Source organism: Halorussus caseinilyticus, from assembly GCF_029338395.1.
GTDB classification, from domain to species: Archaea; Halobacteriota; Halobacteria; order Halobacteriales; family Haladaptataceae; genus Halorussus; species Halorussus caseinilyticus.
The window spans coordinates 623,549-642,379 of sequence record NZ_CP119809.1 but is presented as its reverse complement, the minus strand read 5'-3'; the positions used below and the strand labels follow the sequence as shown (position 1 = coordinate 642,379).

The window sequence follows — 18,831 nt, the reverse complement described above, 5'->3', positions numbered from 1 at the left end:
CGAGCGGGCGAGAGCGTCGTCAACGACGCCGTGCGAGCATCGCCGCGCCCGCGAGCGCCGCGAGCGCCACGGGGACGCCGAAGCCGGGAGTTCCGCCGGTCGAATCCTCGGCGTCGGTGGTCGTCTCGGTCGAGTCTCCTTCCATCGCACCCTCGGTGGTCGTCTCGGGTGCGCTCTCCGTGGTCGATTCCGTCGGTTGGGTCGTCGTGGTTTCGGACGCCGTGGTCGTCGCGTTCGCCGCGGCGAAGGCGTCGGGGTGGAACGCCTCGGCCATCTTCACGATGGCGTAGACGACCCGCGGGGCGGGTTGGCTGACGTTCTGGTTGCTGACCGTCATGACCCGTCCGTTCTTCACCGCGTCGGTGCCGTTGTAGGCGTCGGTCTTGGGGTACGCGCCGAACGCGCCGAGTTGGACAATCCACTCGGGGTTCTGGGCGACGATGACCTCCTCGCTAATCTTTCCGTAGCCCGAGACGTTGGCTTCGACGGCGACGTTGTTGCCGCCAGCGAGTTCGACCATCCGGTTGATGAAGGTGTTCTCTCCGGCGGTCCACCCGGCCCCCTGCGAGACGAACACGCGCGGGGCGTCGGAGCCTTCGACGGCGCTACGGACCGTCGAGATGCGGTCTTTCATCCACGAGAGCGTCTCTGACGCGCCCTCGCAGTTGCCCGTGAGTTCGCCCACGAGCGTCGTCTTGGCGTAGATGTCTTCGAGGGACTTCGCCTTCTCGAACTTGTAGACCGTCAGGCCCGCGTCACGGAGCTTCTGGACCGTCTCGTTCGAGACGATGTTTGCCGCGAGGACGATACCGGGGTCCTCGGCGACGACTTTCTCGACGTTGACGTACGACCGGCCAGCACCCGAGACGTTGGTTCGGGAGTCCGACCCGTCGAGGTACGAGGCGTACTTCGTGAGACCGACGACTTGGGACTTGCCGCCGATTTCCCACATCGTCTGGGCCTCGCTCGGTCCGAGGGTGACGACGTTCTCGGGTTTTTGCTCGACCGTGACTTCGGTTCCCGTCGCGTCGGTCGCCGTGACGGGGAACGAACAGTTCGACTGCACCGCGCTGGCTTCGACGCCAGTCCCAACGACTGCCCCCACGGGGGCGACACCGGCCGCGAGCAACAGCAGTACCGCGAACAGACTCGTCGCTTTCTGTCTCATGCACTCCCATCTCCAAGCGTATCCAATAAGTATTTACCTAAAGCAATCTGGCTTTCACACGATGCGCCAGCGTACGCGAGTCGTCGGGTGGTCGGCAGGGTTAGCCGCCGCGTTGGGGGTCGTCGTGGTCGCCAGCGCGACGGTTGGCCCGGTGGCGCTCGACTACCTCGTGGTCGGGAAGGTGCTGTTGAACGCGCTCGCGGTGCCCGCTGGCGTCGGACTCACTCACCGGACGCTCCGAGTCGCGGGGGTGGCGCTCACGACGCCCGCGCCGTCGGTGGCGTTCGCGCCGGTGTTCGACTTCACGGTGCCCGACACCGCCGAGACCATCGTGATGACGCTCCGTCTGCCCCGAATCGCGCTCGGTGCGGTCGTCGGTCTCGCGCTCTCGACGGCGGGGGTCGTGATGCAGGGGTTCTTCCGGAACCCGATGGCCGACCCCTCCATCATCGGGGTCTCGTCGGGCGCGGCGGTGGGCGCGGTGGCGACCATCGCGCTCCCGTTCGCGGTCCCCTTCGCGCTCCCGACGGCGGCGTTCCTCGGGGCGGTGGCGGCCGCGTTCGGCGTCTACCTGCTCGCCACCGAGGACGGTCGGACGCCGGTCGCCACCCTCCTGCTGGCGGGCGTGGCGGTCCAGACGTTCCTCGGGGCGGTGGTGTCGTTCCTGTTGCTTCACAGCGGCGAGAGCCTTCGCCGGGCGGTCTACTGGCTGATGGGCCACCTCCATCTGGCGTCGTGGGAGGACGTGCGACTGGTTCTCCCGGTCGCGCTCGTCGGGTTCGCGGTTCTGCTCGCGTACGCGCGAGACCTGAACGTCCTCCTGCTCGGCGAGGAGGACGCCCACGCGCTCGGGGTGGAGGTAGAGCGCACCAAGCGCCTCCTTCTGGGGGTCGCCAGCGTGATGACGGGCGCGGCGGTGGCGGTGTCGGGGGTCATCGGCTTCGTCGGTCTGGTGGTCCCCCACGTCATGCGCCTGCTGGTCGGCCCGGACCACCGCATCCTCCTGCCGACTTCGGCGCTGGCGGGCGCGACGTTCCTCGTCGCCACGGACACGGTGGCCCGGTCGGGCGCGGCGGAGTTGCCGGTCGGCATCGTGACCGCGTTCCTCGGCGCGCCGTTCTTCCTCTACCTGCTCCGAACGCGGGAGGTACACGCGCTGTGAGCCGGGATTTCGATACGTCCCGCCGGAACCGCCCCGCCGACCATCACCTCCCGGCGCGCGCTGGTGCGGCGTCTCGTCGCCGCACCGCCTCCGCGCGAGGGGACGAGCATCGCAGGGAGAAGCGACCGGAGGGAGCGACGACCGAGACGCGCAGTCGGTCGGGGAGGACGAGGCCCCCGCGCTCGGCCGACGGTCCACCGGTCGCGCTCGGTGACGCTAGCCTCCGTTCGGGTGGACCGAAAGGGGCCGCCCGGTCGCGTTTACGTGGTCGCCTCAGCGGGCACTATCCGGAGCGAGCGTCAGCGAGCGGAGAATATCCCGCTGAGCGACCGCGACCGGGCGGGGGCTTTCTGAGCCTTCGCCACGACGGCTACCGCGGTTGCTGTCGCGGTGCAGAGCGACCGGGAGAGGGCTTCCCGAACCGTCAACTCCGACGACGCCGACCGCAGAGACCGCAGAGACGGCTCCGGCGACCACAAAAACAGCAAAAACAGCAAAAACAGCAACGACGACAACCACGAACCCGACAACCGCAACAACGACCACGACGACGACCACGGCAACGACCACGACAGCCACGGAAACCGCAAAAACGAGGGGGAAGACGACCCCAAGAACACCAGCGACGACCAAGACATGATACGCCTCGATAACGTCACGGTCGAACTCGGCGGCAACCCGATTCTCGACGGCGTGAACACCGAAATCCGGGACGGCCGGTTCGTCGGACTCGTCGGACCTAACGGCGCGGGCAAGACTACGTTGCTCAGAGCAATCCACGGCGTTCTTAAACCTAACTCTGGCGTTGTCGAACTCGACGGCGACCCCGTGTCCGCGCTCTCTTCGAGGGAGGCGAGTCGGCGGGTCGCGGTCGTGCCCCAAGACACCACGCTCTCGTTCGACTTCCCGGTCGAGGAAGTCGTGGCGATGGGCCGCCACCCCTACAGGACGCGGTTCAGCGGGCCGACCGGCGACGACGCCGACCGCGAGCGGGTTCGGGCCGCGATGGAGCGTACCGAGGTCGGACACCTCGCCGACCGCTCCATCGCGGCCGTCTCGGGCGGCGAGCGCCAGCGGGTCCTGCTGGCGCGCGCGCTGGCACAGGACGCGCCCGCGCTCCTGTTGGACGAACCCACCGCCAGCCTCGACATCAACCACCAAGTCCGGACGCTCGAACTCGTCCGCGAACTGGTGGACGACGACGGCAAGACCGTCGTCGCCGCCATCCACGACCTGAACCTCGCGGCCCACTACTGCGACGAACTCCGCCTGCTCGCGGGCGGCGGGATTCGAGCCAGCGGCGACCCCGAGGCGGTCCTCGCGGAGGACCACCTCGAAGCGGCGTTCGACACGCGGGCGGTGGTCTCCAGCCACCCCGTCACGGGTTCGACCTACGTGACGGCCCTGCCCGAACGCGCGAGCGACCGGGAGGGCCGGGTCCACGTCGTCGGCGGCGGGGGCACCGTCTCACGACTGCTCTATCTGCTGTCGGCCGCGGGCTACGAGGTGTCGGTCGGCGCGCTCAACGAGGGCGACTCGGACCTCGAAACCGCCCGGTCGCTCGGACTCGACGCCGTGACCGAAGAACCGTTCGCGCCGGTCGGCGACGCCGCCCGGCGCGAAGTCGAGTCCCGTGTCCGGGAGGCCGACGCGACGGTCCTCGGTGACGTGGAAGTCGGCGCGGGCAATCTCGCCAACCTCCGCGCCGCGCGCGAGGCCGACTCGATGGTCGTGGTCGAGGAACGACCGTTCGACGAGCGCAACTACGCCGGGAGCGAGGCCGCCGCCCTCTACGGCGAACTCTGCGAGCGCGGGCGGGTCGTCGGTCCCGACGACCTGCTGTCGGCGGTCGTCGAGGCGGTGGCCGCGAGCGACGAGTCGCCGCCTCCCCGCGCGGAGTGAGAGGCGAGCGCGTGCCGCCGGGCGCTATTCGATACCACGCCTCACGAACGCTTTTCCACTTCGCTCCGGACGTTTCGGCCATGTCCGACCCGTTCGGTCGCGCCGTCCTCGACCACCACCGCGGCGAGCGCGACGACCCGCTGATTCAGCGCGACGGCGAGCAGGCCCGCGAACACCCGATAGAGGGGTTCTACTTCACCGAGTTCACCGGCGAGAGCGACGCCGACCGGTGGCTCGAATCCCGTCTCGACGGCCCGCTACTCGACCTCGGGGCGGGCGCGGGCCGCCACGCCCTGTACTTTCAAGAGCAGTTCGAGACGGTCCCAATCGAGGTCAGCGACCACCTCGTGCGGACGATGCGCGAGCGCGGCGTCGAAGACGCCCGCGAGGGCGACATGTTCGCGCTCCGCGAGCAGTTCGACCGCGACCGGTTCCGGTCGGCGCTCGCAATCGGCACGCAGTTGGGACTCGCGGGGTCGATAGCCGGTCTCCGGCGGTTCCTCGGGGACCTCGCGCACGTCACGACGCCCGACGCGACTGCGGTGACCGACTGCTACGACCCCGAGCGAATCGTCCCCGAGGAGATGCTGGGCTACCGCGAGGACCCGACGCCGGGTCTGGCCTCGCGCGTGATGACCTTCGAGTACGACGACGACGTGGGCGAGACCCTCCTGTTCCGGTTGTTCGGTCCCGAGAAGGTCCGCGAGGCCACCGTCGGCACTGGTTGGGAAGTCACCGAAGTCAGATACGGGTCCGACGAGAACGCGCCCCACTACCGGGTCGCACTTGAGAAAATCTAAGTCGTGGCGCGCTCGCGCTGTTGGGCCAACTCGAACAGCATCAGCGCCGCGAACGTGCTGGCCGCGAGTAGCGACATCCCGGCGATACCCACCCCGACGGTGGGCGCGGCCAGACTCGCGGTGCCGAGGACGACGCCCGAGACCAGCGCGATGCCCATCCGAGCGGGCCGCGAGAGCCTCGCGCACCGCTGGGCGAGCGTGGGGTCCAGTCCCACGATGCGAGTCCAGACGACGTAGAGGGACACCACGAACAGGAACGCGAGCAGACCGACACCCAAAAGGAGGGTGAACTTCGCAGGGTTCATCTCCTATTTCCAACAGGGTAACGAGTTAGATATAAGTGTACCGGTGATAGGTCCCGGAGATTACGTAATCGTGAACCGACACGACCGTCGGGGACAGCGGTCCGTCGATTTATGTCGCTCGCGCACTCAGACACCGACATGAACCTCGCCGACCGGTCAGTCGTCGTCGTCGGGAGTGGCTTCGGCGGTCTCTCGACCGCTTGCTACCTCGCCGACGCGGGCGCGGACGTGACTGTCGTAGAGAAGAACGACCAGTTGGGCGGCCGGGCGAGCGTCCTCGAACGCGACGGTTTCAGATTCGACATGGGACCGTCGTGGTATCTGATGCCCGACGTGTTCGAGCGGTTCTTCGGTCACTTCGGTCGGCGTCCCGACGACTACTACGAACTGGAACACCTCGACCCCCACTACAAGATTTTCTTCAAGGACGGCGACGACGTGACCGTCACGGCCGACCGCGAGGAGACCAAGGCCACCTTCGAGGAGTACGAACCCGGCGCGGGCGCGGCCCTCGACGCCTACCTCGAGGAGGCCGAGGAGACCTACGAAATCGGGATGGAACACTTCGTCTACACCGACCGGCCCCGGTTCCGCGACTACGTGGACTTGGACGTGTTCAGGCACGCCCGCGGCCTGACCTTCCTCGGGTCGATGCAGGGCCACGTCGAGGAGTACTTCGACCACCCCAAACTCCAGCAGATAATGCAGTACACCCTCGTCTTCCTCGGCGGGTCGCCCAAGAACACGCCCGCGCTCTACAACCTGATGAGCCACGTGGACTTCAACCTCGGCGTCCACTACCCCGAAGAGGGGATGGGCGGCGTCGTGGACGGCATCGTGGAGATGAGCAGAGAGTTGGGCGTCGAGTTCCGGACCGACAGCGAAGTCGAGTCCATCCTCGGGTCGGCGGGGAACTTCCGCGTGGAAACCGCTGATGGCTTTTTGCGGGCCGACTTCGTGGTCAGCGACGCCGACTACGCCCACACCGAACAGGAACTGCTCCCACCCCAGAGCCGCCAGTACGACGCCGACTACTGGAAATCGCGGACCTACGCGCCCTCGGCGTTCCTGCTCTACCTCGGCGTTGAGGGCGACGTTGACCCCCTCGCACACCACACGCTCGTCCTCCCCTCGGACTGGAACGACCACTTCGACGAGATTTTCGAGGCTCCGGCGTGGCCCGACGACCCGGCGTACTACCTCTGCGTGCCGAGCGAGACCGACGATTCGGTCGCGCCGGAGGGCCACAGCAACCTGTTCGCGCTGGTGCCAATCGCGCCCGGACTCGACGACGGTCCCGCGACCCGCGAACGCTACCGGGACCTCGTGTTGGACGACATCGCCGAGAACACCGGCGTTGACCTCCGGGACCGCATCGTGGTCGAAGAGCGGTTCTGCGTCTCGGACTTCGCCGACCGCTACAACTCCATCGAGGGCACCGCGCTCGGACTCGCCCACACGCTCCGCCAGACCGGGCCGCTCCGTCCGGGCCACCGCTCGTCGGAGGTGCCGGGGTTGTACTTCACGGGGTCGTTCACCACGCCCGGTATCGGCGTGCCGATGTGTCTCATCAGCGGCCAGCACACCGCCGACGCCGTGGTGGAGGACTACGGCGAGTAGCGTCCCATGCTCGGCTACCTGCTGAAACTCTCGCGGCCCCGGTTCTGGCTCTACCTCGCCGGGCCGGTCCTCGTCGGGGTGGCCTACGGCGCGTCCGGCGTCGCCGACCTGTTCGCGCCCGCCTCGGTCGCGTTGTTCGCGTACTTCCTCGTGCCCGCGAACGTCTACCTCTACGGCGTCAACGACGCCTTCGACGCGGACATCGACGCGCAGAACCCCAAGAAGACGGGCGAGGACGCGCGCGAGGAACGCTTCCGCGGGGGACTCGCGGTCAACGCAGTCGTCGCAGTCTGCGGTCTCGCGGGTCTCGCGCTGGCGGGCGCGCTCGCCACGGGCGCGCTCGCAGGCGCGTCTGCGCCTGCGAGCGCGAACGCGGAACCGGTCGCGTGGGGCGCGGGCGCGTGGGTCCTCGCCTTCCTCGCGTTGGGGTACGCCTACAGCGGCCCGCCGTTCCGACTCAAGACCGCGCCGCCGCTCGATTCGGTGTCGAACGGTCTCTACGTCCTGCCGGGCGCGGCCGCGTACGTCGCGCTCGCGGGCGAGCAACCGCCCGCGCTCGCGCTCGCGGGCGGGTGGCTCTGGGCGATGGCGATGCACACCTTCTCGGCGGTGCCCGACATCGAACCCGACCGCCGGGCCGGGATTCGGACCACCGCGACCCTGCTCGGCGAGCGCCGAACCTTGGCGTACTGTGCGGTCTGCTGGTCGCTGGCGGCGGGAGCCTTCGGCCTGCTCGACGCCCGTGCCGGGGCGCTCCTCGCGCTCTACCCCCTGTTCGCGGTCGGCGTCGCCGAGACCGACGTGGACGTGGCTCGGGCCTACTGGTGGTTCCCGGCGTTCAACACGCTGGTCGGGATGGCGCTGACGCTCGGCGGTCTCTGGGGGGTCGTGCGTGGGTAGCTTCGACCGGGCGAGCGCGGAGGCAACGCTCGCCCGACTGGTCCGCGAGAACCGATTCACCATCGCGGTCGTCTTCCCGCTGGTCGGGGCCGCGCTGTTCGTCCTGAGTCACCGGGGACTGCTCCCGGCGTTTCTGGCGATGAACCCCGCGCTCGTCCTGTTCGGAACACTCGTGATGCGCCTGCCGCTGGTGGCGGGACTCGCGCCGCTGGTGGACCGCCGGGCGGGACTCGGCCTGCTGGCGGTGACGGCCTACAGCTACGCCGTCGAGTACGTCGGGGTCCACTACGGCGTGCCCTACGGCGAGTTCAGCTACCAGTTGGAGTTGGGTCCGATGGTCGGCGGGGTCCCAATCGGCCTGCCCGTCTTCTTCCTACCGCTGGTGGTCAACAGCTACCTGCTCGTCTTGCTGTTGCTCCCGCGGGTCTCGCGGGTTCGGCGGACGCTCGCGGCGCTGGCGGTCGTACTGGTCGTGGACTTCGTGCTGGACCCCGCGGCGGTCGGTCTGGGCTTCTGGGCCTACGACGGCGGCGGGTTCTACTACGGCGTCCCCCTGTCGAACTTCGCGGGATGGGTGTTGAGCGGTTCGATTGCGGTCACGCTGGTCGAGTGGGGATTCGACCGCGACGCGCTGGCGGCGCGACTGGAGAACTGCGAGTTCGCGCTCGACGACTTCGTGAGCTTCGTCGTCCTCTGGGGCGCGATGAACGTCTACTTCGGCAACTGGATTGCGGTGGCACTGGCGGTCGGTCTCTCCGTCGGGTTGGTCCGGACCGACCGCTTCGACTTCGTGGGCGTCGGTCGGGAGCGTCCCGGACGGAACTGAGACCCGAAGGGAGTCAGTCCGCCTGCGGTGCCCCTTCGGGGTGATGGCTCGCGCGAGTCCCGCCGTCCTCCGGGATGGCGCTGACTGCCCGGAACACCGTCACCGGGTCCCGAGACTTCTGCCAGTACCAGCGCGTCTTCGCCCAGAGCCACGCCGCGCGGACCGGACCTACCTCGGGCGGCGACGAGAACACGTCGTAGTCGAGCGCCCGGATGAGTCGGTGGTGTTCGGCGTAGAGTACCGCGGCGTACAGCACCGCGAACTGACAGTCGTCGGGCAGGTGCTCGATGCCCGCGACTCCCTCGCGGTACTTGCGCTCGGCGCGCCGGAGTTCGTCGGCCATCGCGGACCGGAAGCCGTCGGTCGGGTTGCAACGCCGAACGTCGGCCTCCGTGACGCCGTGGCGGTCGCGGGTGTCGCCGGGGAGATAGATTCGGTCGCGGTCTTCGATGTCCTCGCGCACGTCGCGCAGGAAGTTCGTCAACTGGAACGCCTCGCCGAGGGCGACTGCGTGCGGTTTCACGCCCTCGAAGTCTTCGACGCCCATGACCGACTGCATCATCACACCGACCGCGGCGGCCGACCCGCGCATGTACGCTTCCAACTCGTCGTAGTCCTCCCATCGGCGCTTCTCTATGTCCGAGAGCATCGCGTCGATGAAGACTTCGATTTCCTCGTCGGGAATCCCGTACTTCTCGCGCACCTCCTGAAAGGCGGCGAGAACGTCGTCTTCGGTCTCGGCCCGGCCGAGTGCTTCCGCCCGGAGTCGTTCGAGTCGCTCGCGTTGGTCCTCCGGCGGTCGGTCGGTCGCGCTGTCTACGACCTCGTCGGCCACGCGGAAGAACGCGTAGAGAACGTAGGTCGGGTGACGGACGCGCCGGGGGAGCAACCGCGTAGCGAAGTAGAAGGTTCTGCCGGTTCGCTGCTGAATCGTCTTGCTTCTTCGAAGTTGTCGGTCGGTGACCATTCTGTATCCTGTGTTGTGCAGAGTTCGGCCGAACAGCAGCGCCTCGCAGCATTCCCTCTAGGGTTTCCTCCGAGTTAACTGTTAGCGTCGATGAAATCCTCGGGGGGAGACAGACCGCCCACGTACTTTTTTGTCGTTAGGTCGCGTCGTACGTCCCCAAGCCACACGCTTGGCTCTCTCTCCATGACAGATTCCGAGTCCTCCCCGACCGACGACCGCTCGACGCCCGACGATTCGACTCCGGCCCGGAGCGTCCGAAGCGACGACGGTGCGACGGCCAGCGACGGCCCGGACCCGTCCGGACAGTCCGTCGAAGCACTCACCGAACGTGTCCAGCGGTTAGAGCGCCTCCTCGCGTGGATGGCCCGCCAGCAGGCCGCCGAGACGGGCACCAGCGTCTGTCCCGAGTGCGACACCGGCGGGGCGTTGCACGTCTCGCGCGCGCCGACCGGCAAGAAGCAAGTCGAGTGTACCAACTGCGGCGAACGACTCAACTGACCGCCACCACGCCTTTTTGCGCCGCTGTCCTCGTTCCGTACGCATGAGTTCTTCCGACGCCGTTACCGAGACGTTAGACGAGGGTAGCAACGGAGTCGCCGACCGAGCGGGGTCGCTGGCGGAGACGGTCGGGCCGAAACTCGCCCGCCACGCAGAGTCGGGCAACCTCGCGGCCGCGTCGGGCGTCGTCTCGCTGGTCCGGGCCGGGCGGACCTTCCTGAAGGGCGAGCGCAAGCGAGGGGCTTTGCAGGCGCTCGGCGGCCTGTTCTGGATAGGGGTCGCTCTCGCTCAGCGCCGGTCGGGTGGCGCGGGCGAGCGTCGGAGGGAGTCGGACCTCGCGGAAGTCGCCGACACCCCGCCGGACGTGGACCCGCGAGACGTAACTGGGTCGGCCGACGTGGGAGACGCCACCGAGGACGACCGGACGGAGGCGGCGACCGGAACGGTCGCCGCCGACGGAGCGGACGCGGAGAGCGACCGAGCGGACGCCGCCGACTCCGAGGTGGACGACGAGACTGCGGCCGAGGACGACCCCGCGGACGCCGACGAACCGACGACGGCCGAGTCCGCGGAGTGAGAACGCCGACGGGGACCGACGAACGGCGACGACAGCGGGGTCGCGCGGTCCCGTCATTTTGACGGGACCGCGCGACCCCGGCGGAACCGCGTGGGTCGTCGGAACGACGACCCTGCGATGGAAAACGAAATACGATTCTCTAAGAAATATTTACGTTTTCTTTGGAACGAAATAGCTGTCCCGTCGTCGCACGTTGGCCCCGCGAGTTTTACGCCTCACCGTCCAATCGGGGGTCGTGACCGACGAACTACTCGTCTACGGCTCGTACGGCTACACCGGCGCGCTCGTCGCCCAAACCGCGCTGGACGAGGGACTGTCGCCCGTCCTCGCCGGGCGCACGGCCGAGAGAGTCGAACGACAGGCGACCGACCTCGGAGTAGACCACCGGGTCTTCAGCCTCCGGCACCACGAGGTGGTCCGGCGACAGGTCGCCGACTTCGACGCGGTGCTGAACTGCGCCGGGCCGTTCTCGCAGACCGCCGACCCGCTGGTCTCGGCGTGCCTCCGGGCCGGGACGAACTACCTCGACATCACGGGCGAAATCGACGTGCTGGAGGCAATCGCCGAACGCGACCCGGACGCCGAGGACGCCGACGTGACGCTTCTCCCGGCGGTGGGGTTCGACGTGGTGCCGACCGACTGTCTGGCGGCCCACCTCCACACCCGATTGGAGTCGGCGACCCGCCTCTCGCTGGCCATCGACGGTCTCGGCACGTTCTCGCCCGGCACGGCCAAGTCCATCGTGGAAGGTCTCTCGACCCCCGGCGCGGTCCGGCAGGACGGCCGGATTCGGGAAGTCCCGGCGGCGTGGAAGACCCGCCGCCTCGACTTCGGCCAAGGGCCAAAGCCCGCGGTGACGATTCCGTGGGGCGACGTGTCCTCGGCCTACTACACCACCGGGATTCCGAACGTCGAAACCTACGCCACGGTGCCGGAGTACGCCGCGACGGTGATGGCGAAGTCCGCCGCGCTCGCGCCGCTCCTCGGAGCCAAGCCCGTCCAGCGCGCGCTGAAAGCCGCCATCGACGCCACCGTCTCGGGACCCACCGCAGAGGAACGCGCCCAGAGCGCGAGTCGCGTCTGGGGCGAAGTCGAGGACGACGAGGGGAATCGGGCGACGGCGCGACTCCGGACGCCCGACACCTACGACCTGACGGCCCGGACCGCGGTGGAGTCCGCGCGCCGGGTCCTCGCGGGCGAGGTCGGTGCGGGGTTCCACACCCCGGCGTCGGCGTTCGGCCCGGACTACGTGCTGGAGTTCGACGGCGTGGAGCGCGAGGACGTGGGTAGCGGGTCGGAAATCGGGGTGAGTGTGCCTGAGGAATAAAAACTAACCGTAGTGACCGCTCAGCCTCCGCCGTCGGTACTGGAAGCGCCAGATCTACATACTTAGGGGGACGAGGGTTGATTTGAAGGTGGCTCGGCCACAATTCGTTCTATCGTATCTTCTGTTCGCTATATATTTCAGACTAGACAGGTTCGAATCGGAAGGTGCCATAATAATTCTAAGAAAGTTCGTCAGTTTCGATGAGTAAAACGAGAAAGCCAAAACCCACATAACTCTCGATGTCGTATTAATCTTTATTCAGAAGATAACCAGTATGGTGTGCCTAAAGCAGTGCTTGTATTTAACATATACAAAACAATCCAATAGATTTACATCCTCTGAATATAACCATCCTTACAGGACTAATCCATGACTGAATCTACTCAGACAAGCGGTCCAATCGAATTTATTGTTCGGACCAGTCGTGATACGGGTAGATTCATAATTGGCTACGTTATTTTGTCAGCGTTTTCTCTCTACTCTCTTTATCAAGTTGGCCCCCTCTGGGGTGGACTTGGCTTAGCTACTATCTTTGGATTTGCTATCCTGATGAGCCAAGATTATGTTGAAAACGAAAACGAAGGTGACTTTGAGGACTTGGCTTTATGGAAACAATTACTAATAGGTGGTACCATGTTTATTTACGTGAATGCAACTATCCTCTTTAGCGGAGCAATTGGCGGGGCGCTTATACGTCAGGGTCTTGTCCCAGTTGCCCTCCTATTTGCGTTACTCTATCCTGCTTGGGATAAGGCAATGATTCAGAGAGGAATCCCTCTTAGTGTTGGAGGTTTAGCTGTTGACCTCATTTTTATTTTGTTATTTATTAGTGGTCTTAGTAGCGCGGCAAGAGAAATGATTTCTAGCAGTCTCAATAATCCCATCGTGACATTCACCGATTCATTCCACATCGGTAAAAAGCGAAGCAAGCGGCTTAACTAATCTTCGGCATCATCCGAATTTTTTTGATGCTCTTCTTCCGGCCGGAGCCATTTGTCATGGCCAGTAATAAATAAAAGAGAAACTGCGGCCCCTATGTACATCGGATAGGCATACCAAGCGTTCGGCATCAGAATAAACGGGGTAAATAGATCAATGACAAGAACAAATGTAGAAAAAATAATGCCAAATAGTAAGTAAACTATGAACTCGGTTACTATCTGTCTAAAAAATCCTAAAAGCCGGATAGAGCCAGAATCAGATTTCCGTTCTCGGACTATCGATTCTACCCATTCATCCCATGAACTACTGATAGTGTTTTTTGCAGATGTAGCCGTATTGGTGACCTCTCCATCAGAACTCATAGATTTAGTGACCAACAATAAACGTCAATTTGTTTTATCCCTTATACATATAGGAAGTATAGCCGTACTCAAAAGTCTTATGGTGTGATATATTATAGACTCAAAGTAGTTCGTCTATACGAACTTCAATTCGCCTTAATCAAATTTCACTCAGCAGTAGTTGGCCGTTCGTTATGTTCGCCAGAAAGAGCCGGTGGAGGGATTTGAACCCTCGGCACTCCGACAGGTTCGCTGAACCCTGTCGTCGTTACCGCGTCAGTACGCGGAGGCCGTAGCAGGTGGGCGTCGTACAAGACAACCATGCGAACCAAACAAACCCCACCGGAAGACGCCGTGAACAGATACCTCAAACGGAAAGAAGCCCACGTCAGCAAGAAGACGCTCTACAACTACGACACCGCCCTCACCCGGTTCCTCGAATACCTCGAAGAGCGCAACATCACCGATATGCGGGACGTAGACAGCGACGTGATAGCCCGGTTCGAGGAATGGAGACTGGACGACGTGAAACCCATTACCTGCCGAAACGATATGCGGACAGTCAAGAACTTCATCCAGTTCTGCGAAACCATCCAAGCCGTCCCGGTCGGACTTCACGAACTCGTCAACGTCACTAAAGTCAACGAGGACGACGAGATTTGCGACGACGTGCTGACCCGAGAAGAGGCCACGGCCATCCTCGACCGCCTCGGGAAGTACGACTACGCCAGTCTTCGGCATATTATTCTCCTTCTGCTCTGGAAGTGTGGTATGCGAATTGGCGGCCTTCGGGCACTCGACCTCGGAGACTTTGACGAAGGACGCCCGGCGGTGGAACTCCGACACCGCCCCGAGAGCGGCACGCCTCTCAAGCGGAAGGACCACAGCGAGCGGGACGTAATCATCACCCCCGAGGCCGCCGAGGTCGTCACGGACTTCATCAACGACCAGCGGCCCGACGTGGAGGACAAGCACGGCAGGAAGCCGCTGGTTGCCACCAAGCACGGTCGGACCAGTCGGACGACCATCACCAAGCACGTCTATCTCGCTACCTCTCCGTGCTTCTACAACGGCGGGAAGTGCCCGTTCGACCGGGACCCCGACACCTGCGAAGCGACCCAATGGGGCCACGCTTCCAAGTGCCCCGGTTCGGTCAGTCCCCATGCCCTCCGGCGGGGCTACGTGACGGCGGCTCGGAATGCGGGGCAACCCAAGGACGTAACCGGCGACAGGGTGAACATGAGCGGGAAGATTCTGGACAAGCACTACGATAAGGGTTCACATGACGAGAAAGCGGAGCGACGGCGGGACTATCTACGGGATATATAGCATCTCCATCCAAACATTAATTTGACTTCTTCCTCTCTGTAATAGTGATGGTGGAAGAGATTAATGTTCCTCACGTCTATACCGATTCTAACCAGTTGGACGGTATTACGAAGGAGTACGTCTGTTGGTTGGATTTGATGGGTGTCCGAGGAACAATGTCAAGGTCGCTCGAAACATCTGCAATTGATATTCTTAACCTCCATGTTGCAGTTGATGATGCTATAGACCGAGATGCTGTGACCCATTATCCCATCATGGACGGCGTATATCTGACATCTGACGATAAAATGAGTATGCTTGAGCTTCTTTCAGATGTTTTCGGCAAACTTGCTAAAGACAACATTGAGAACCGGAGTGCGGAATACACATACATCCCCCGAGCGTCTCTTTCCTACGGACCCATCTTACACGGAGAAAATATTTCAGAAGATGTGAATCAGGATTTTGTAGCTGATTCCGATTACGTAGAATCTCTTCTTTTGGGATTACCCATGATTCAGGCTGTTGAAAACGAGACTAAGGCACCACCATTTGGAATTTTTATTGATAAATCTGCGCGCGCATTCGCTCCTGATGGTGATGAGCCAATTGAACGAGTCTGGCACGAGTGGTTCCGTTACGTTGATGACGATATTAGTAGTCTCCTCTACCAGACGCTCGAAGAGTATTACGAGTGGTGTGAATCCAATTCATATTTCTTGGAGTATAGTAAGGAGGATATAGAGGAGCATCGTGAGATGGCAGAACAATACCTATTGGAGTAAACAGTACGCTTGGAAAGGAATTAAATGAAAGGAATTTGGGCCATCATCCATTGTAAAATCGACTCGTATACCCACGGGCCGAATGTGAGTACCAACCCCAGAAGGGCCAAAGCGAGCATAAACCGACTTCCATCGTTTACATTCCATTCGTCCACTTCTTGATTTGCAAGATAAAGACCAGCAAAGCAGATAAGACCGAGCGCAGAAACCAGCATCCGAATATCACGGAATATGCGGATAAGGTGAGGTTGGAGAATTGCAGTAGTAAAAGAACTTCCGAGAGCGATTATTATCAGGGCTACCGCGACTGCCGCTTTTCCACGGAAATCCTCTCCAATACGTGCATACTTTTTTCCGGTGTCATAGTATTGAGCGACTATAATTGCTACTAAGAACGTTATGAGGACAATTGCTACTGCTTTTCGGACATTAAGAAATAGCCAGTCTATGACTCCTTGTATCATCACTCTGTAGATAACACTCCTTCTCGAAAAGGTTCGGGAATATATCTTTTTTATAAATCCACAGCACTAAGTGGTTGAGGTGATAGACTGAAATCATGTCCTCAAATACAGATAAACAGCAGGAAATCATTGACCGGCTTGAGGATACTGTTCCGGGTAGCGTCTTTGGATTCATGCATTGGGATTCAAATGTAGGTGAGAGCGGTGAACTCTACGCTACAGGACAAAACGGAACTATAGCTAACGACGGTTTGGATACCCACATCAATTTGCTGTCCGTGTATCTGCTTATGCTGGAGAACAACTACGATACTACCGTCTCCGAAATTGCCAAACAGACTGTGCAAACGGCAGAGGCCCGTAAGCAAGGGCGTGGCGTGGAGGATATTCGTTTCGACCTTGTAAAAGAACACGACGAGCTTTGAACATCGAGTTGATTCTAAACGGCAAGGTCCGAGAAGAGATTCAATCCGTTTTCAAAACTCTATTCTTCTAATTCATCGCCCCAAACCGAGATACCCGTAAGCAGTAGGTCGTTGTCCTCTGCCACGTCCATCAAGTCACCGAGGAATTCCTCGGTAACGTCGTCCGTCGAAACGCCCTCGAACAGCAGGAGCAAGCCGTTCATCGAACTCACGCCTCACTCCGGTTCCCCGAGTAGCACGCGAAGCACGGGAGTTCGTCGTCTTCGGGACCGCCACACCGGACTTGCCCGTTCGGACACGCTTCGGCCACGACCGAGGAACCACCATCGGCGCGGAGCTTGTCGGCAACGGTGACTGATTCGGCGGGAACGCGCCCGCCTTCCGAGGGGGCCGAGAAGTTGACCGCCGCATCGAGCAGGACCTTCCCGCCGATAGTGGCGACCGCGACCTTGTGCTTGCAGTCGGATTCGTGGTGAACGTCGGCGGGACAGTCGCACTCGGCGGGAACACCACGCCCGTCGCGCTCCTCGACACCGACCGTGTAGGCGTGGTCCTCCTTCAGGTAGCCGTAGCTGGCGTTCGTGACCTTCACGAGGTGCGGGCCGACAACGGTGAACTCCCACGACTCCCACGCGACACGCTTGGCCGTCTTTGCGCCGAAGGTTAGTTCCCGAACAGCACTCTTTTTACCGCTGGTTTCCTTTGTTGTCATGCTTCTGGCTTCCATCAGAAGCACGGTCGGTGTTCCAGCACCGGCCTTTCTGCGAGGCAATACCGCGCTTCCTACTTCCGAGTAAGAGTGGCGTTGTCTTATACCTTTGGTTTGTATGCATACGAACCAACTATTACGTAGGGTTTGCTTCATATGCATACGTTCAAAAGTATAAGTAGGCAAGGAGACAACAACCAGTATGCCCGAGATAGACCTTAGCCCGACTGACCGGGCTATCCTTGAGATGTTGCGAGAGGGCCGATGTACGCCCGCCTACATCGCCGAGGAACACGACTACAGCCGCCAGCACGTCCGCAACCGTCTCCAGCGTTTCATGGAACTCGGATACGTCGAGCGCGTCCACAAGGGCCTGTATGAGCTGGAGAGCGACCCAGAATCAGAGTAACGCCAGAAGAAATAGGAGAGACTATCGACAGTTTCCAGAGCCAATAAACGGTTGCCGACTTGATATTCAAGGAAGTCAGATGGTAAAGTTATATTCAAAAATTCAGGAAACGCTAAGTATTTGAAATCATATGTCGTTATATGTGACAGACGAATCCGGGGGAAGTTCACCTGACCGCAATCCTCAAAGTCTCTCAGCACATGCTTCGGCCGGTGTGGAATGTAGTGCTACACTCTCTCGCTCATTTCCAGTAGATACTATCCGTGACCGTTTGGAAGACAATGAATATGCGTTATCTCTTATACTCACTTCAACAAGACTGGAAACCGTTATAAGCGAGGCTATCCGACTTCACTACGGTTGGGATTTAGAGGAGTTTGAAAACGAGGGCTACAACAGCTACAGCCTTGGAAAATTGATAACGGAATGCTCTAAGTACGGGGCACTTCAAGAACATGACGAAGAAATCAATCGTATAGAGAGCAATAAAAATCCCATCGTGAACTTACGGAATAACTTAGTTCACGATTACGGATACCTTGAGAAGATTGAAAAGGATGAAGAGACTCAAAAGAAGGTTAGAAACGCAATAGAGGATACTCTTGATTTCATAGAAGCGGTTGAGTTATAAAGGACAAAAGCCAGAAGATTCGTTAGAGTAACCGAAATTTAGGCGTGAAAAATAATGAGCGTCCTGATATCCGGTATTCGGTGCCCGCGTTCAGCACGGTCAGTCTGTCCCAGTCGCCAACATTTCGTGTAACTCGGATGTGTCAAGCGTGTTCACAAGGGCCTGTATAAGCTGATAGAAGGCCCTGAATCATAGCCAGCGTAGTGCCCCCGGTTATTACACCACTTCGGAAGGGTCCTTCTGTATAGACGTAACCCGCCTCGCGTTGATGAGCAATTTTCCTTGCGCGTAAGGGGCCTTCCCGATTTCCCCGCCTTTCCTTTATATACCCTCGACAGGGTATATGAATGGTTGTCTATTCTTATTAGTGAGGGAAGCAGAACGGACGCCCGCCCACGGCGTTCGGGATTGTTCTAACTGGCCGAAGGTCAGTATCGTGGGCTAAGCACCGTCCCAAGTTCGAGGTTCATACATGGGCCGTATCCACCGGGTACGGCTCTCGGATAGCGCACAGCGATGGTGGAGGGCCACAGACCGGAGACTGAAGTGGGGAACACAACCCGCCGAGGTCGAGGACGGACTGTGGCGACTAACGCTCCTTAGGTAGGTCGTTTCCGCGCTCCGGCCAAGTTGGGACACTCGGAGTGGCAACACCGACTCTAAGGCCGTTTCTATTATCCCCGATAGGGGAGGGGCGAATTGGGTTCGAGAACCTTTGCCTCCAAGACAGCCGGGAGGAATCGGGAAGAGCCAAGACCTGCGGGA

22 protein-coding genes are annotated in these 18,831 nt (G+C 61.6%); 15 read left to right on the top strand and 7 right to left on the bottom strand.

Annotated features, from left to right (window positions below; all coding sequences use genetic code 11):
* Positions 1–19: 19 nt before the first annotated feature.
* Positions 20–1,168 (bottom strand): PGF-CTERM-anchored ABC transporter substrate-binding protein, encoded by a 1,149-nt coding sequence (locus P2T60_RS03240; protein ID WP_276281126.1) that lies wholly within the window; start codon positions 1,166–1,168, stop codon positions 20–22.
* A gap of 61 nt (positions 1,169–1,229) precedes the next feature.
* Between P2T60_RS03240 and btuC the strand changes: the two genes are divergently transcribed.
* The 3 genes from btuC (at position 1,230) to P2T60_RS03225 (ending at position 5,032) form a co-directional block, all read left to right on the top strand.
* A complete protein-coding gene (btuC, locus tag P2T60_RS03235; RefSeq protein WP_276281125.1) occupies positions 1,230–2,330 on the top strand; it encodes a vitamin B12 ABC transporter permease BtuC in 1,101 nt (366 codons plus the stop codon).
* A 636-nt stretch (positions 2,331–2,966) separates the two neighbouring features.
* Positions 2,967–4,232, top strand: a complete 1,266-nt coding sequence (locus P2T60_RS03230) for a heme ABC transporter ATP-binding protein (RefSeq protein WP_382210408.1) — start codon at positions 2,967–2,969, stop codon at positions 4,230–4,232.
* Between the two features lie 80 nt (positions 4,233–4,312).
* Positions 4,313–5,032: a class I SAM-dependent methyltransferase gene (locus P2T60_RS03225; protein WP_276281123.1), complete on the top strand. Its 720-nt coding sequence runs from the start codon at positions 4,313–4,315 to the stop codon at positions 5,030–5,032.
* On the opposite strand, the gene P2T60_RS03220 is transcribed toward P2T60_RS03225, so the two are convergent.
* Complete coding sequence (locus P2T60_RS03220; protein WP_276281122.1) at positions 5,029–5,337, bottom strand: hypothetical protein; 309 nt, start codon at positions 5,335–5,337, stop codon at positions 5,029–5,031. The genes P2T60_RS03225 and P2T60_RS03220 overlap by 4 nt on opposite strands.
* 111 nt (positions 5,338–5,448) lie before the next feature.
* Here P2T60_RS03220 and P2T60_RS03215 point away from each other — a divergent pair, with 111 nt between their 5' ends.
* Genes P2T60_RS03215 through cruF form a run of 3 tightly spaced genes read left to right on the top strand, consistent with a single transcriptional unit; the run spans position 5,449 to position 8,683 of the window.
* On the top strand, positions 5,449–6,957 hold the full coding sequence (locus P2T60_RS03215; protein ID WP_382209905.1) for a phytoene desaturase family protein: 1,509 nt from the start codon (positions 5,449–5,451) through the stop codon (positions 6,955–6,957).
* Positions 6,958–6,963: 6 nt separating this feature from the next.
* A complete protein-coding gene (locus tag P2T60_RS03210; RefSeq protein WP_276281120.1) occupies positions 6,964–7,857 on the top strand; it encodes a prenyltransferase in 894 nt (297 codons plus the stop codon).
* Positions 7,850–8,683: a bisanhydrobacterioruberin hydratase gene (gene cruF, locus P2T60_RS03205; RefSeq protein WP_276281119.1), complete on the top strand. Its 834-nt coding sequence runs from the start codon at positions 7,850–7,852 to the stop codon at positions 8,681–8,683. The genes P2T60_RS03210 and cruF overlap by 8 nt, the downstream gene beginning before the upstream one ends.
* A gap of 13 nt (positions 8,684–8,696) precedes the next feature.
* On the opposite strand, the gene P2T60_RS03200 is transcribed toward cruF, so the two are convergent.
* Positions 8,697–9,650 carry a phytoene/squalene synthase family protein gene (locus tag P2T60_RS03200; RefSeq protein ID WP_276281118.1) on the bottom strand — a complete coding sequence of 318 codons (954 nt, stop codon included), beginning with the start codon at positions 9,648–9,650 and terminating at the stop codon, positions 8,697–8,699.
* Positions 9,651–9,833: 183 nt separating this feature from the next.
* On the opposite strand from P2T60_RS03200, the gene P2T60_RS03195 reads away from it, so the two are divergent.
* The 4 genes from P2T60_RS03195 (at position 9,834) to P2T60_RS03180 (ending at position 12,994) form a co-directional block, all read left to right on the top strand.
* On the top strand, positions 9,834–10,148 hold the full coding sequence (locus P2T60_RS03195) for a hypothetical protein (RefSeq protein ID WP_276281117.1): 315 nt from the start codon (positions 9,834–9,836) through the stop codon (positions 10,146–10,148).
* A 43-nt stretch (positions 10,149–10,191) separates the two neighbouring features.
* The gene (locus P2T60_RS03190) at positions 10,192–10,725 is read left to right on the top strand and encodes a hypothetical protein (RefSeq protein ID WP_276281116.1); all 534 of its coding nucleotides are present in this window, start codon (positions 10,192–10,194) and stop codon (positions 10,723–10,725) included.
* A gap of 235 nt (positions 10,726–10,960) precedes the next feature.
* Positions 10,961–12,052 (top strand): saccharopine dehydrogenase family protein, encoded by a 1,092-nt coding sequence (locus P2T60_RS03185; protein WP_276281115.1) that lies wholly within the window; start codon positions 10,961–10,963, stop codon positions 12,050–12,052.
* A gap of 369 nt (positions 12,053–12,421) precedes the next feature.
* Positions 12,422–12,994 carry a hypothetical protein gene (locus P2T60_RS03180; protein WP_276281114.1) on the top strand — a complete coding sequence of 191 codons (573 nt, stop codon included), beginning with the start codon at positions 12,422–12,424 and terminating at the stop codon, positions 12,992–12,994.
* Here P2T60_RS03180 and P2T60_RS03175 read toward each other — a convergent pair.
* Positions 12,991–13,356, bottom strand: coding sequence for a hypothetical protein (locus P2T60_RS03175; RefSeq protein WP_276281113.1), 366 nt, complete (start codon positions 13,354–13,356; stop codon positions 12,991–12,993). The genes P2T60_RS03180 and P2T60_RS03175 overlap by 4 nt on opposite strands.
* Before the next feature lie 300 nt (positions 13,357–13,656).
* Here P2T60_RS03175 and P2T60_RS03170 point away from each other — a divergent pair, with 300 nt between their 5' ends.
* Entirely contained in the window at positions 13,657–14,664 is a 1,008-nt protein-coding gene (locus P2T60_RS03170; RefSeq protein ID WP_276281112.1) for a tyrosine-type recombinase/integrase, read from the top strand.
* Positions 14,665–14,708: 44 nt separating this feature from the next.
* Positions 14,709–15,428: a hypothetical protein gene (locus P2T60_RS03165; RefSeq protein WP_276281111.1), complete on the top strand. Its 720-nt coding sequence runs from the start codon at positions 14,709–14,711 to the stop codon at positions 15,426–15,428.
* Between the two features lie 20 nt (positions 15,429–15,448).
* On the opposite strand, the gene P2T60_RS03160 is transcribed toward P2T60_RS03165, so the two are convergent.
* On the bottom strand, positions 15,449–15,892 hold the full coding sequence (locus tag P2T60_RS03160; protein ID WP_276281110.1) for a hypothetical protein: 444 nt from the start codon (positions 15,890–15,892) through the stop codon (positions 15,449–15,451).
* Positions 15,893–15,987: 95 nt separating this feature from the next.
* Between P2T60_RS03160 and P2T60_RS03155 the strand changes: the two genes are divergently transcribed.
* Positions 15,988–16,317 (top strand): hypothetical protein, encoded by a 330-nt coding sequence (locus tag P2T60_RS03155; RefSeq protein ID WP_276281109.1) that lies wholly within the window; start codon positions 15,988–15,990, stop codon positions 16,315–16,317.
* Between the two features lie 59 nt (positions 16,318–16,376).
* On the opposite strand, the gene P2T60_RS03150 is transcribed toward P2T60_RS03155, so the two are convergent.
* Together P2T60_RS03150 and P2T60_RS03145 are read right to left on the bottom strand one after the other, a co-directional pair.
* A complete protein-coding gene (locus tag P2T60_RS03150; RefSeq protein WP_276281108.1) occupies positions 16,377–16,529 on the bottom strand; it encodes a hypothetical protein in 153 nt (50 codons plus the stop codon).
* Positions 16,526–17,029, bottom strand: coding sequence for an SWIM zinc finger family protein (locus tag P2T60_RS03145; protein WP_276281107.1), 504 nt, complete (start codon positions 17,027–17,029; stop codon positions 16,526–16,528). The genes P2T60_RS03150 and P2T60_RS03145 overlap by 4 nt, the downstream gene beginning before the upstream one ends.
* Before the next feature lie 199 nt (positions 17,030–17,228).
* On the opposite strand from P2T60_RS03145, the gene P2T60_RS03140 reads away from it, so the two are divergent.
* A complete protein-coding gene (locus P2T60_RS03140; protein WP_382209907.1) occupies positions 17,229–17,435 on the top strand; it encodes a winged helix-turn-helix domain-containing protein in 207 nt (68 codons plus the stop codon).
* Positions 17,436–17,577: 142 nt separating this feature from the next.
* Positions 17,578–18,066, top strand: a complete 489-nt coding sequence (locus P2T60_RS03135) for a hypothetical protein (RefSeq protein ID WP_276281105.1) — start codon at positions 17,578–17,580, stop codon at positions 18,064–18,066.
* Positions 18,067–18,831 lie beyond the last annotated feature (765 nt).